We start from the raw sequence: 13,196 nt of genomic DNA, 5'->3' as shown, positions 1-13,196 counted from the left end.
AATACTCAACCTTTCTTAGTATTATGTTGGTTATCCTACACAATGGATTATATTAACCATTGAACAATAAGTAAAACGACATATAATATTTTATTGTACACAGTGTTCATTAATTATATTTTAGCACAAATAATGGAAAGGTGATTCAATGTTCCAAGATTTTAAATTTATCTTCAAAAAACCAATGCTTCTAACTTCCCTTCTCGTCATTTCTTTATTACCAGTCATATATGCATCCATCTTTCTCGGTGCCATGTGGAATCCCTATGATCGTACTGATGATATGGCTTTCCATGTCGTGAACGAAGATAAGGGTAACGAAGATATTGATCTAGGCGCAGAAATAGAAGAGGAACTTAAGCGGAATGATCAGCTTGATTGGCAGTTCACCGACTTGAATGAGGCCAAAAAAGCGCTGCAAAAAGGGGATTCGTACGGTTATCTGCGGATTCCTGAAGATGCCTCCGACAATGCAATGACTTTTTTGAGTGATGATCCGAAACCAGTAGATATGGTGTTGAAAACGAACCCAGGGCATAATTTCATCGGCTCGATAATGTCTGAACAGGCAGGTTCCATGCTGACGGATACTGTAAAAACGAGCGTCACTGAAACTTATACATCTACACTCATCGGCCAACTGAATGACCTCTCGGAACAAAGTGATGAAGCCAAGCAGGCATTGGCTGATTTAAAAAATGGCGCCCATGATCTCAATGATGGATTGATCGAAGCTGAAGAAAGCACTGCCCAATTGAATCAGGGCTCTGCTGAGGTTAATGAGGGGGCCGCTCAGCTCAGTCAGTCGTCAAAAGCACTTCATGATGGTGAAACGCAGTTCACAGGACAATTGGAACAATTTTCACCAATTCTCGGCAACAATGCCCAGGCGGTCCTGGGTGCACAAAGAGAACTGGAAGACGGTGCAGGGCAAATTGAAGCGGGCAGTTCCCAGTTGGCTCAAGGAGCTAGCGAATTGAATTCCGGTTTATCACAGCTTGAGTCTGGCACAGGGAATTTGGTAGAAGGTTCGGGAGAACTTGCTGGTGCACTCGATGAAATTGATACAAGGTTCAACGAAGTTTTATCCCAGTTGGACGAAAACGATATTGCATTTACAGAAGATGGTGCAAAAGCCATTGCCACACCCGTCAATCTGGATATTGAAAGTATTGTAGATACTCAGAATTATGCCCAGAGCTTTGCGCCGCTCATCATTGCAGTAAGCTTGTTCATCGGCAGCATCACCTTCAATGTCGTCTATCCGATGAATAAGATTTTTGAAGACAGACAATCTGTACTACGCCAGTGGGTGAGCAGAATCTCACTGTTCCTTAGCCATGCCTTATTGATGTCGACACTGTTATATATTGTAATTGTCTGGATTATGCAGATTGAAATCGCCAGTCACGGGAAATTTTTCTTGGCCATGCTAGTGTGGTCGACTGCCTCCATTGCAATGATTGGACTGCTTGTCATGATTTTTGGGAATTTCGGGAAGTTTTTAGGCATTGTACTGCTCATCATTCAATTATCATCAAGTGCCGGTACTTTCCCGATCGAGACCTCAAGCGATTTCTACCAAGGACTCTATCAAGTGGTGCCGATGGCCTTTGTAGTAACCGGTTTCAGGGATGCAGTGTTCAATCAAGGATTCGATTATAATTTCAGTACGGTGATCTATGTATTGCTCGTGACGATACTGGCAGCTTTCATCCTCATATCATTAGTGCTGCTATTGAAGAATAAAATGCCGAAGTATGAAGAAAAAGTCAATAAACTAAGCAAATTTGAAAGTTGATTCTAGCAGGGGCCTACTAAACAAAGTAGGCCCCTTTTTGATGTAATTTACTTAAATGACTGTAAATTTGCATATCTTTAGTAATTTTATTTGTAAAAACCAATTACTTTTGTTATAGTGAATTAAGTTTAGGGAGCCCTAACTTAGGGATCCCTAATATTCACTATCCCAGAGGGATGTATAGTAATAGGGGGATCACGTTTTGGAGCAGTCACTCGACGTTAAAGATTTAACCGTTTCATATTCTAATAAAATTGCCATAAAAAACTTTGATGTTTCAGTGGATTCGGGCAAACTGATCGGCATTATCGGACCGAACGGTTCCGGAAAATCAACATTTGTAAAATCAGTCCTTGATCTGGTGCCAAAAGATTCGGGGGAAGTACAGATATTTGGAAAATCCATCGATAAAATCCGTAAGAATATCGCCTATATTCCTCAAAGATCACATATAGATTGGAATTTCCCCATCCTGGTCAAAGACACGGTGATACAAGGCACCTATCCTAAATTGGGCCTATTCAGCCGCCCTAAAGAGAAAGAAAAGAAAATAGCCATGGAAGCATTAAAAAAAGTCGGAATGGAAGAATTCGCCGATAAACAGATAGGTGAACTTTCAGGTGGACAGCAGCAAAGGGTGTTCGTAGCGAGAAGTCTCTCTCAAAATGCCGATATCTTATTCATGGATGAACCATTTGTTGGAATCGACATCCACAGTGAGGAAGTCATCATCAAAATTCTGAAGGAATTGAGGGATCAGGGAAAAACGCTATTCGTCATCCACCATGACCTGACCAAAGTAGAAGATTATTTTGATGACTTGATCTTAGTGAATGGCGGTCTGGTTGCTGCAGGGCCGGTTGCTGAAGTGTTCACCCCAGATCTGATGGAGAAAACTTTTAATGCGCCATTAGCTGTTTTAGAGAACATGGGAGGTAAACTATCATGAGTTTTTTGAATGACCTATTGTTCTATGATTACCTCCAGAAAGCCTTGATCACTTCAATAATGGTCGGCATCATATCCGGTGTAATCGGCAGTTTCATCGTACTGCGCGGAATGTCGTTGATGGGGGATGCCATTTCGCATGCAGTACTGCCTGGCATCGCCATTTCTTACATGTTGGGTATTTCGTATTTCTATGGTGCTGTAGTAGCAGGAGTGATCGCTGCTGTGGGTATAGGTGGCATCAGCCAAAACAGTAGAATCAAGACAGACGCTTCAATCGGAATAGTGTTCTCAACTGCTTTGGCTCTAGGGATCATACTGATTACAAAAGCGCAGAGTGCAACAGATTTGACGCAGATACTGTTCGGTAACGTCCTCCACGTCAGGACTTCTGATATGTGGATCACTGCAGGGGTCAGCCTTCTGGTCATCATCATTATCGTGGTCTTCTATAAAGAACTTCTCATTGCAACATTCGATGAGACGATGGCACGGGTTTATGGCTTGAACACCCGTTTCATCCACTATGGTCTGATGGTACTGCTGACACTTGTTGCAGTCGCCTCCCTGCAGACAGTCGGGGTGATACTGGTAGTCTCCCTGCTGATTACGCCGGCCTCGACCGCCTATCTGCTGACGAACCGCCTATCCATCATGATCGTATTATCTTCAATTTTTGGAGCCAGCGCTGCAGTGGTCGGCATCTATTACAGCTACATGCATGATCTGCCGTCCGGCCCTATCATAGCGATTGCTTCTGCCATCCTCTTTGTATTGGTGCTGATTTTTTCTCCAAGGCAAGGCGTACTGTGGCCAAAGCTTCGCAAGATGAAAAAATCATAATTGATGAGCCATTATAAATTTTTAGGAGAGATTAAACATGAAGAATAAGATTACTTATCTGATCGGCCTGTTGATGGTCGTACTAGTGTTGAATGCTTGTTCAAATGAAAGCAGTGCTGCGGGTGAAGCGAATGAGGATGATAAATTGAAAGTGGTCACATCCTTTACGATTCTAGAGGATCTCGCCCGTGAGATTGGAGGCGAGGATGTCGACATTCATAACCTCGTACCGACCGGCACGGATCCCCATGAATACGAACCACTTCCTAAAGACATGAAAAAGGCCACTGACGCGGATATTCTTTTCTATAATGGCTTGAACCTTGAGGGTGGTGGAAATGGTTGGTTCTTTAAAATGATCGATTCCGTCAATCAGGACCTAGACGATGTCTACTCCCTATCAGACCGCATCGAACCGATGTACATCACTGATGAAGAGACCCAAGCAGAAGAAATCAACCCGCATGCTTTCATCAGTCCTAAAGTGGGGATAAAGATGGCAGAGGATATGCGTGACGCTTTCATTGAAAAAGACCCGGAAAGAAAAGAAAACTACGAGAAGCGGGCTGACGAATATCTTAAACGATTGAAAGATGTAGAAGGGGAGTACCAACAGAAGATAGATGACATTCCGAAAGAAGGTCGGGTACTTGTTACAAGTGAACGCGCCTTCCAATATCTTGCCAGTGATTACGGTTTGAAGGAAGGGTATATATGGGCAATTGATACTGAAGATACCGGTTCACCCAACCAGATAAATTCACTTGTTTCATTCATTGAAGAAAATGACGTGCCTGTACTCTTCATCGAATCGAACGTCGATCCGCGTCCGATGGAGACCGTCTCCGATCAGACGGGCGTTCCTTTTTCCAAAAAACCCATCTATTCCGATGAAATTGGAAAACCGGGAGAAGAAGTGGACACCTATATCAAGTATCTGAATTACAACATCAATCTGATCCATGACGAGTTGAGCGCCGAGTAAAAGATATGGCCGTGTGGCCATATCTTTTTTTAATGGTTGATGACCCTCGATGTTCTATCTATCATTGATGTCGTCAAATTTCCCGGGAAATCATTGAAACACATTGACAGTCTGATGACTCATATCCATATTTGACTTTGAGGAATGAGTCGGCTAACATGATAATCAACTGAATACGCAACACCACTAGGGGTGCTTTTTAGCTGAGACGGTCACAGACCGATCCCTTTGACTTGATCTGGATAATGCCAGCGTAAGGAATGTGGGATGGTCGGACATATCCTGTCTTCATACTAAACCCATTTCCTACGCTGGAAATGGGTTTTTATCATTCTAAATAGGAGGATTATGATGTTAAGTACACAATTGAAGCAGGATGCAGAGCAGTTTATTGACGAAATATACGGGGATGATTTCATCCAGGGGCTCATAAATGAAGATATTGATCACGCTTCACTCATCCACTATCTTCAGGCAGATGCATTATATCTTGAAGAATTCGCAAATATTTATGCCATGCTGATCTCGAAGACCACTTCCAAGGACATGATGGAATATCTTCTCGAAGAGATGCGTTTCATACTTGGGGGAGAGGTCGAGGCACATGAAGTTTTGGCAAGAGCTGTAGGAAAGCCATATGCAGAAATCATAAAGGATGGAGAATGGTATCCTTCTGCCGATCATTATATTAAACATATGTACTATAACGCCTATGCTAAGGAAAATATCGCATTCACATTAAGTGCCATGGCACCGTGCCCCTACATCTATCAAAAGTTGGCGGAAAAGGCGATGGCGCAAAACGTATTCCAGGAAAACCACCAATACCGGGGATGGTTCGAATTCTACAGTAGCAATATCGATGAGACGGCTGATGTGATGTTCAACGCCATCGACAAAGAAGCGGAGAATATGAATGATGATGAAATAGGCCTGCTGCGCAAAAATTTCAGAGAGAGTGCAGAGCATGAAAGGCGGTTCTTCAATATGGCGATGACAAGAGAACACTGGGCGGGGGTGGATATGAATGTCTAGAATGCCCATTGCGTTGACTGTTGCAGGGACCGATCCGACTGGCGGCGCTGGTGTTTTGGCTGATATCAAAACCTTCCATTCACAAGAGGTGTTTGGAATGGCTGCAATCACCGCCCTGACCGCACAAAATACCATAGGCGTCCAAGATGTCCATAATATCCCGGGACAGTTTCTACAGGAGCAATTGGACAGCATCTTTTCCGACGAAGTACCAGACGCCATGAAAAGCGGCATGATTGCCAACGAAGAGATGATGGCAGTCATAAAAGAGTGTGTTGAACGCCACCAAGTCCCCTATATCATCGATCCGGTCATGATTGCCACAAGCGGTGATCCACTCATAGATGGAGATGCTGCTGAATTTCTCAGAACACAGCTTTTACCCCTTGCTTTGACCGTTACACCAAACATACATGAAGCAGAGAAGATCAGTGGCCAACAAATCAGTAGTGAGGGGGATATCAAGAAAGCTGCCGATATTTTCCTGAATGACATCGGGGTGCAGAGCGTTGTAATAACAGGCGGACATCTGGATTCAGGCCCCACAGACTATTTATTTACTGCAGACAACGCAATAGAACTCAGTGAAACGCGTATCGATACAACCAACACACATGGCACAGGATGCACATTTTCAGCAGTGATGACAGCAGAGGTGGCCAAGGGGAAATCAATCGAAGAAAGTTTCCGTACCGCTAAGCGCTATATCACTTCGGCAATCAGACATAACCCAAATATCGGAAAAGGTAATGGACCGGTCAGCCATTTCAGCTATAAAGGAGAGTAATTCATGGATAATGTAAATAGACTCAGAGAGATGAACCCGCTTGTTGTCTGCATCACAAATGATGTCGTCAAAAACTTCACGGCTAATGGGCTCCTTGCGATTGGCGCTTCGCCACTTGTAGGCGGGGAAGTCGCAGAAGCTTCAGATCTGATGAAATCCGCTTCTGCACTCCTCATCAACATCGGTACTGCAGATCAATCCAAACTACAGGTCATGGATGAGATGATGAAGGAAGCAAACAGGAATGATGTGCCGATTGTATTTGATCCAGTCGGATTTGGTGCTTCACGCTTCAGAGTCGAGATTACAGAACAATTATTGTCACGCCATAAAGTTTCACTCATAAAGGGGAATCCCGGAGAGATGCATGCACTATCAGGAGCTGAAAGCAATATGAAGGGGGTCGACTCTAAAGAAGAGACTCCTGCCGAAGAAATTGCAGGCAAGGCCTATGATCGGTACAGGACCCCTGTACTTGTTACAGGTGAGCAAGACGCCCTTATGACTGACAGCGGACTTTCGATAATGGGTAACGGCCATGCCCTACAGGGGAGAGTGACAGGCTCAGGATGCCTTCTTGGTGCAATCATCTGTGCATTCCTTGGAACCTCAGACCGGTTTGATGACCAGTCCATCATCGATGCGGTCAGCTATTATAACCTGTGCGCTGAGAAGGCGGCTTTGGCCCAAGAACATCCAACCCCAGGTACATTCGCCACAAGGCTGATCGATGAGCTGTATTTGAATGATGACAACTTGCTCAAAGAACGGAATGTAACGACCAGATGATGGATAAAAACGCACTTGAATTATACTTTATCTGTGGAAGTTCCGATACGGATGAGCACCTCCCCGCCGTGGTTGAGAAAGCTTTGGATGCTGGCATCACACTGTTCCAACTCAGGGAAAAGGGCAGCAGATCCTTGACAGGCGATGAACTGGTGGAGACAGCTTCTGAAATAAAAAAATTATGCGATAGCTATGAAGTGCCTTTCATCATTAACGATGACTACGAACTGGCCGAACAGATTGAAGCCGACGGGGTACACCTCGGTCAGGATGATATCAGGGTCCAAGATCTCCCTCCCTATTTTAACGACAAGATCGTCGGTCTATCTGTAGGTAATGCAAAAGAATTGGCATCAAGCAATCTCAAAAAAGTCAGTTATATAGGCACGGGGCCTGTCTATGCCACACCCTCAAAGGCGGATGCCGGCAAGGCCATTACGCCAAAAGGTCTGGCTGATATGAGACGCCTAATTGGCGACAAGCCAATGGTGGCAATAGGTGGCATCACCCCGGACAACTACATGGCCTGCCTGGAAAACGGAGCTGATGGCATCTGCGTGATTTCCGCCATTGCAAACGCACCGGATATAAGGGATGCCGTACATCGCTTCCTATGATGTTGAAAAATAATAGGTGAAGGTCCGTGCGGACCTTCACCTATTTGATATCATCATTGAATTGTACTGCAGGCTTCCGTTTCTTCCCATTGGCCGCCCTACCTTTATATCTATCTATGCCATAGCCCGCTGCCCCCGCAATAAAGGCCGGAACCATCCAGCCCAGACCTTGTTCGAAGAATGGTGTCTGTCCAAGGAGGAGACTAACAGTTTCTGATTCAATGCCGATGCTGATCAACACCTCATATAATGCATAGACGGCAGTCACGAATACCGCAGCCTGATACATCTTCCTGCTTTCCCCCGTTACACGCTCAACTAAAGAGAGGACTATCAGGACAATCGCGATTGGATAGATGAATACCAATAGGGGAAGCGCAAGCTCTAAAATCAGATCCAACCCCAAATTCGATACCAACAAACCAATTAGAACGAAGATGCCCGCATAGGTAGAATATGCAATATTAGGGTAGATTTCGTTGAAGAATCTTGAACAGGCACTGATCAGTCCCACACAGGTCGTAAGACATGCCAGGAGCACAATGATGCCAAAGAGCAATCCGCCCGCCGCCGGGAATAGAAGATTCGCTGAATGTGTTAATATCTCTGCACCGTCTTCAAGCCCACTTCCCCCTGGTATGACACGCCCGATCCAACCCAGCGAGAAGTATACGGCTACCAGACCCAGTCCTGCTATCAGCACTGCACCGAAAGTTCCTTTTACCAATTCTCCTTTTGTTTCTGCACCCTTATCCTTCAGGGCATTGATGATCACGATTCCGAATGCCAATGCTGCGACCGCATCCATGGTGAAATAGCCTTCCAATATTCCGGTGACCAATGGCGAACCAGTGTACTTTTCTGCAGCAGGGGCTCCGGGATTCTCAAAAGTAAAGAAAGCCCTTACGACGAGCACCGACAATACCAACAACAGAAGCGGCGTAAGATACTGTCCGATGCGGTCCACTATCTTTTTAGGATTGAGGCTTATCAGGTATGTAATTCCAAAGAATACGATGGAAAAAATCGCAAGTACAAGGCTGCTTTCCACATTAAAGATCTGTTTGAACCCAAGTTCATAGGCAACACTGGATGCACGCGGTATGCCATAAAACGCCCCGATGGACATATAGATGATGACTGCAAAAGCCACACCAAATACAGGATGCACCCGTTGCCCCATGGACACCAGGCCATCCTCGGACAAAGCCACTGCTACGATCGCCATGATAGGAAGCAGTACGCCAGTAATCAGAAAGCCAATTATTGCAGGGCCGAAGCCGTCACCTGCTTCCATTCCAAGAAGCGGTGGGAAGATAAGGTTACCCGCACCGAAAAATAAGGAAAAAAGCATAAATCCCGCAAATATTATATTAGATCTTTTCATTATTATAGCTCCTTGATTCAATTTGATTCCTAGAGGATTTTTGGATTGCTGCCAATTATTTGGAATCGAATCATTCCCCGTTAAAAAACGCCCCTGCTCAGGGACGATACGATAGCGACTCTACCATGCTATTCCGTAGAGTCATATTGATGAACCTCACTCAACCGACATGATGTTTCAGGGACAGGCAACTTTTCCCATCCTTTATCTTCATATACAACGTCCATGTAATCCAACTTATATAATCTAGCAGAACTTTGTCAGAAAAGTCAATATTATTGAAACATATATACTTATTCTAATATATTCAGACAATTCTAACCAATGTGCTTTACAATGATAAATATTTGTAATAATGTGATGTTGATACTTAAATAATTTAATGGGATAGGAGCTTACATATGTTCAAATTGACCGGTACTTTGATTGCAGTAATCGCCATCATACTAATTGCCATCATCGCTGCCGTTGGATGGTACATCTTCATGAAAGCCAGATACCGTACTGTACCTTCCAACGAAGCGCTCATCGTTACAGGGCCAAACCTTGGGGATGAGGCAAAAGAAACCAACATCTATAAGGATGACCAAGGGCGCTACATGAAAGTCATCCGGGGGGGCGGGCACAGGCTCAAGATGTTCCAGACGGGCACAAAGGTCTCCCTTAAATCATTCCAGCTGCAAATATCTACGCCAAAAGTCTACACTCTAGAAGGCGTCGGAATATACGGTCAGGCGGTTGCGACTGTAAAAGTGGCTGATGACCTGGACGGCATCGTCAAATACGCCGAGCAGTTCCTTGGAAAGGAACAAGAAGAAATCGAACATGAAATCTCTGAAGTGCTGAACTCCAACCTCCGCGCCATCCTATCGAAGATGACTGTCGAACAGATCAATAAGGACCGTGAGAGCTTCAATGAACAGGTCCGTGAGATTGCGCAGGATCAGTTGAACCGGATGGGCTTCAAAATCACTTCGCTTGGTCTATCCGACCTGAGGGATGATGAGAATTATCTTGAAAACCTTGGACGTCCTCAAATCGCCCGGATCAGAAAAGAAGCTGAGATTGCAGAATCCGAAAACAGGCGTGAAACTGAAATACAACAAGCAAAAGATAATGAAACCATTTCAAATGAACAATATAAAAGAGAAATGAACATAGCAGATAGCCGTAAAGAGAAAGATCTGAAGGAAGCAAGGAACTTGGCTGAAACGGAAAAGGCGAATGCTTCTGCTAAAGCTTCCGGGCAATTGGAAGAAGAAGAAAGACGTCTCGAAGTGGAACAACAACGGTTGGAAATCCGGGAACAGGAAAAACAGAATGAATTAAAACTGTTGAAACTGGAACGGGAAAATGACGTTGAAATCGAAAAGCAACAAGTCGAAGTGAGGAGGCAGCAGGCTGAGGCGGATTACTATACACGAACTAAAGAAGCTGAGGCCAGAGCCGAAGCCCGCATTGCAGAAGGTAACGCCGAAGCACAAGTCATAAGAGAAAAGAGCCTCGCGGAAGCCGAAGCAATCGAGCGCCGTGCAGAGGCGATGTCTGAACATAAAGATGTCATCATCCTGGAGCAGTTCATCAAAATAATGCCTGAATTCGCCAGAGCTGTCAGTGAATCCATGAGCAACGTAGAATCCATACGCATAATGGACAGCGGAGGTGGTGAACAGCTGAAATCACTGCCGAATACCGTCACTGGTACGATGGCCAAACTTCAGGAGAGCATGGGGCAGATGACCGGATTCGATCTGGATCATTTCCTGAATAATCTATCTGACGGGAAATCACAGATCTTAGATGGCAATGATGAAGGGGACGAAGAGCCGAAATCAGAAGACACGGACGACGCCCAATAGACTTTAATAAAAATAATCCTTCCATGACATTTGTATATACCATTTCAGATAGAAGGGTCAGAAATCTTAATTAAAGGGGGTTCTGACCCTTTTTATTAATCTGTTAGAAATTATGATCGATACTCGATATATGGTTACTCTATGCAACCTGCTATTGCTTGTTATAGCCATATTCTATGGTAAGCGCATTTGATTTAGCTGAATCTCTATGGTACGTTTAAGAACGTACTAGTTTTAAAGTGTTGAAATAACGTCAAGTGTAAGGACTGAGTTTTTTGAGCGTAATTGAAATCAAGAACGTCACTAAAGTATTTGGTACATATGACGAGGAAGTACAAGAATTATTGCATAATAATGCATCCAAAGATGAAATCATTAAAAAAACTGGTGCTACGGTTGCGGTCAAATCAGCGAATCTAAGCATCGAATCAGGGGAAGTCTTTGTTGTCATGGGACTTTCCGGCAGTGGTAAATCCACTTTGATCAGACTAATCAATCGGCTGATTGACCCAACCGAGGGCGATCTTCTGATCAAAGACAAAAACGTTGCACAGCTGAGCCCTAGTGAATTAAGGGAATTCAGAAGATCGAACCTTAGTATGGTTTTCCAGAATTTTGCCCTCTTCCCCTTTAAAAACATCCTGGAGAATGCGGCATTTGGACTGGAAGTCCGGAAGTTTCCAAAAAAGCAGAGGAGGGAGAAGGCTGAAGAAGCTTTGGACCTGGTAGGTCTGGGAAATTATAAAAAACAGTTGCCGAATCAACTTTCCGGCGGCATGCAGCAGCGTGTCGGATTGGCTAGAGCACTGGCCAATGATACGGATATCCTACTCATGGACGAAGCATTCTCGGCACTAGACCCCCTGATCAGAAAAGAGATGCAGCAGGAGCTGTTACAACTTCAGCAGAAAATGCAGAAAACAATAGTATTCATCACCCATGACCTCGATGAAGCACTGAGCATAGGTGACCGCATCGCCTTAATGAAAGATGGGGAAATCGCACAGGTCGGGAAACCTGAAGAAATCGTCACAAACCCGGCGAATGACTATGTCAAGTCTTTCGTTAAGGATATTGACCGTTCGAAAGTCCTTAAAGTAAAGCATGTCATGAAGCGTGTTGATGGGGAAAGTATTTCTACTGATCTTCCTTCCATAAATTCTGAGGCTTTACTTTATGAAACATATCCATTGTTCAAAGATGGGGTGCATGAGCTGACAGTAGAAGCGAATGGACAAAACATCGGTATTTTAGAGTTCAATAAAGTGTTTGAAGTGTTGGCTCAAGGAAACGAGGTGGAAAACAATGTTGGATAATCTGCCTCGCCTCCCGGTAGCCCAGTGGGCATCAGATTTTGTCGATTGGCTCACCAGTTCCTTCAGCTTCATATTCGACCCGATCAAAGAAGTTTTAGAAGGACTGATGGATTGGATCATTCAAATACTGGAATTCATTCCGCCCACATTGTTTATAGTCATAGTAATGGCGCTTGCATTTATATTTATGAAGAATAAGGTACTTTCTCCTATTCTGATCGGAGTTGGTCTTCTATTCATATATAACCAAGGGCTATGGGCAAACTTGATTGATACTATGACCTTGGTCATCATCAGTGGTCTGATATCGGTAGTTTTCGGTATTCCTTTAGGCATACTGATGTCCAAAAGCACTGGCTTCGAAACTGTCATGAAACCAATTTTAGATTTTATGCAGACGATGCCCGCTTTCGTATATTTGATTCCCGCAGTTGCGTTTTTCGGAATTGGCATGGTGCCGGGAGTGTTCGCTTCCGTCATTTTCTCAGCACCCCCTACAATTCGTCTGACGAACTTGGGAATCAGGCAGATATCTGCTGAGCTCATTGAAGCAAGTGATTCATTCGGCACCACCCCGATGCAGAAACTGGTCAAAGTGCAATTGCCTTTGGCAAGATCCTCCATCATGGCTGGGGTGAACCAGACGATCATGTTAGCCCTTTCAATGGTGGTCATTGCCTCCATGATTGGTGCGCCGGGGTTAGGTACAGAAGTGTTGAGTTCCCTCCAAAGGGCTCAAGTAGGTACTGGATTTGTTGCTGGATTGGGAATCGTTATATTAGCGATTATTATAGATAGATTTACTCAATCAAAAAAATAATTATTATAG

At 44.3% G+C, this 13,196-nt stretch carries 12 protein-coding genes and 1 riboswitch; of the genes, 11 read left to right on the top strand and 1 reads right to left on the bottom strand.

Annotation, left to right across the window (positions count from 1 at the left end):
• Positions 1–148: 148 nt before the first annotated feature.
• The 8 genes from ABD734_RS00795 (at position 149) to thiE (ending at position 7,805) form a co-directional block, all read left to right on the top strand.
• Positions 149–1,801 carry a YhgE/Pip domain-containing protein gene (locus ABD734_RS00795; protein WP_344700717.1) on the top strand — a complete coding sequence of 551 codons (1,653 nt, stop codon included), beginning with the start codon at positions 149–151 and terminating at the stop codon, positions 1,799–1,801.
• A 202-nt stretch (positions 1,802–2,003) separates the two neighbouring features.
• On the top strand, positions 2,004–2,750 hold the full coding sequence (locus tag ABD734_RS00790) for a metal ABC transporter ATP-binding protein (protein ID WP_344700716.1): 747 nt from the start codon (positions 2,004–2,006) through the stop codon (positions 2,748–2,750).
• The gene (locus ABD734_RS00785; protein WP_344700715.1) at positions 2,747–3,592 is read left to right on the top strand and encodes a metal ABC transporter permease; all 846 of its coding nucleotides are present in this window, start codon (positions 2,747–2,749) and stop codon (positions 3,590–3,592) included. Before ABD734_RS00790 ends, ABD734_RS00785 begins: the two co-directional genes overlap by 4 nt.
• A 37-nt stretch (positions 3,593–3,629) precedes the next feature.
• Complete coding sequence (locus ABD734_RS00780) at positions 3,630–4,577, top strand: metal ABC transporter solute-binding protein, Zn/Mn family (protein WP_344700714.1); 948 nt, start codon at positions 3,630–3,632, stop codon at positions 4,575–4,577.
• A gap of 178 nt (positions 4,578–4,755) precedes the next feature.
• Positions 4,756–4,855, top strand: a riboswitch (TPP riboswitch).
• A 70-nt stretch (positions 4,856–4,925) separates the two neighbouring features.
• A complete protein-coding gene (gene tenA, locus ABD734_RS00775) occupies positions 4,926–5,612 on the top strand; it encodes a thiaminase II (RefSeq protein ID WP_344700713.1) in 687 nt (228 codons plus the stop codon).
• A complete protein-coding gene (gene thiD, locus ABD734_RS00770) occupies positions 5,605–6,399 on the top strand; it encodes a bifunctional hydroxymethylpyrimidine kinase/phosphomethylpyrimidine kinase (RefSeq protein WP_344700712.1) in 795 nt (264 codons plus the stop codon). The genes tenA and thiD overlap by 8 nt, the downstream gene beginning before the upstream one ends.
• A gap of 3 nt (positions 6,400–6,402) precedes the next feature.
• The gene (gene thiM / locus ABD734_RS00765; RefSeq protein WP_344700711.1) at positions 6,403–7,188 is read left to right on the top strand and encodes a hydroxyethylthiazole kinase; all 786 of its coding nucleotides are present in this window, start codon (positions 6,403–6,405) and stop codon (positions 7,186–7,188) included.
• A complete protein-coding gene (thiE, locus tag ABD734_RS00760; protein WP_344700710.1) occupies positions 7,185–7,805 on the top strand; it encodes a thiamine phosphate synthase in 621 nt (206 codons plus the stop codon). Before thiM ends, thiE begins: the two co-directional genes overlap by 4 nt.
• Before the next feature lie 40 nt (positions 7,806–7,845).
• Here the strand turns inward: thiE and brnQ are convergent, their stop codons facing one another.
• On the bottom strand, positions 7,846–9,192 hold the full coding sequence (gene brnQ, locus ABD734_RS00755; RefSeq protein WP_344700709.1) for a branched-chain amino acid transport system II carrier protein: 1,347 nt from the start codon (positions 9,190–9,192) through the stop codon (positions 7,846–7,848).
• 401 nt (positions 9,193–9,593) lie between these two features.
• On the opposite strand from brnQ, the gene ABD734_RS00750 reads away from it, so the two are divergent.
• From ABD734_RS00750 to ABD734_RS00740, 3 genes are all read left to right on the top strand, one after another.
• Positions 9,594–11,051 carry a flotillin family protein gene (locus ABD734_RS00750; protein WP_344700708.1) on the top strand — a complete coding sequence of 486 codons (1,458 nt, stop codon included), beginning with the start codon at positions 9,594–9,596 and terminating at the stop codon, positions 11,049–11,051.
• Positions 11,052–11,326: 275 nt separating this feature from the next.
• Positions 11,327–12,367, top strand: a complete 1,041-nt coding sequence (locus ABD734_RS00745) for a quaternary amine ABC transporter ATP-binding protein (protein WP_344700707.1) — start codon at positions 11,327–11,329, stop codon at positions 12,365–12,367.
• The gene (locus ABD734_RS00740; RefSeq protein ID WP_344700706.1) at positions 12,357–13,187 is read left to right on the top strand and encodes an ABC transporter permease; all 831 of its coding nucleotides are present in this window, start codon (positions 12,357–12,359) and stop codon (positions 13,185–13,187) included. Before ABD734_RS00745 ends, ABD734_RS00740 begins: the two co-directional genes overlap by 11 nt.
• Positions 13,188–13,196: the final 9 nt, after the last annotated feature.

The sequence above is a fragment of the Salinicoccus jeotgali genome (assembly GCF_039538805.1).
GTDB classification, from domain to species: domain Bacteria; phylum Bacillota; class Bacilli; order Staphylococcales; family Salinicoccaceae; genus Salinicoccus; species Salinicoccus jeotgali.
The sequence above is the reverse complement of the archived record's forward strand: the minus strand, read 5'-3'. Positions and strand labels throughout refer to the sequence as shown.

Bases quoted from the DNA above. Each gene is read 5' to 3' on its own strand.
- ABD734_RS00795 (WP_344700717.1), top strand. From the start codon at position 149: ATGTTCCAAGATTTTAAATTTATCTTCAAAAAACCAATGCTTCTAACT.
- ABD734_RS00785 (WP_344700715.1), top strand. From the start codon at position 2,747: ATGAGTTTTTTGAATGACCTATTGTTCTATGATTACCTCCAGAAAGCC.
- ABD734_RS00780 (WP_344700714.1), top strand. From the start codon at position 3,630: ATGAAGAATAAGATTACTTATCTGATCGGCCTGTTGATGGTCGTACTA.
- tenA (WP_344700713.1), top strand. From the start codon at position 4,926: ATGATGTTAAGTACACAATTGAAGCAGGATGCAGAGCAGTTTATTGAC.
- thiD (WP_344700712.1), top strand. From the start codon at position 5,605: ATGTCTAGAATGCCCATTGCGTTGACTGTTGCAGGGACCGATCCGACT.
- thiM (WP_344700711.1), top strand. From the start codon at position 6,403: ATGGATAATGTAAATAGACTCAGAGAGATGAACCCGCTTGTTGTCTGC.
- thiE (WP_344700710.1), top strand. From the start codon at position 7,185: ATGATGGATAAAAACGCACTTGAATTATACTTTATCTGTGGAAGTTCC.
- brnQ (WP_344700709.1), bottom strand. From the start codon at position 9,192: ATGAAAAGATCTAATATAATATTTGCGGGATTTATGCTTTTTTCCTTA.
- ABD734_RS00750 (WP_344700708.1), top strand. From the start codon at position 9,594: ATGTTCAAATTGACCGGTACTTTGATTGCAGTAATCGCCATCATACTA.
- ABD734_RS00740 (WP_344700706.1), top strand. From the start codon at position 12,357: ATGTTGGATAATCTGCCTCGCCTCCCGGTAGCCCAGTGGGCATCAGAT.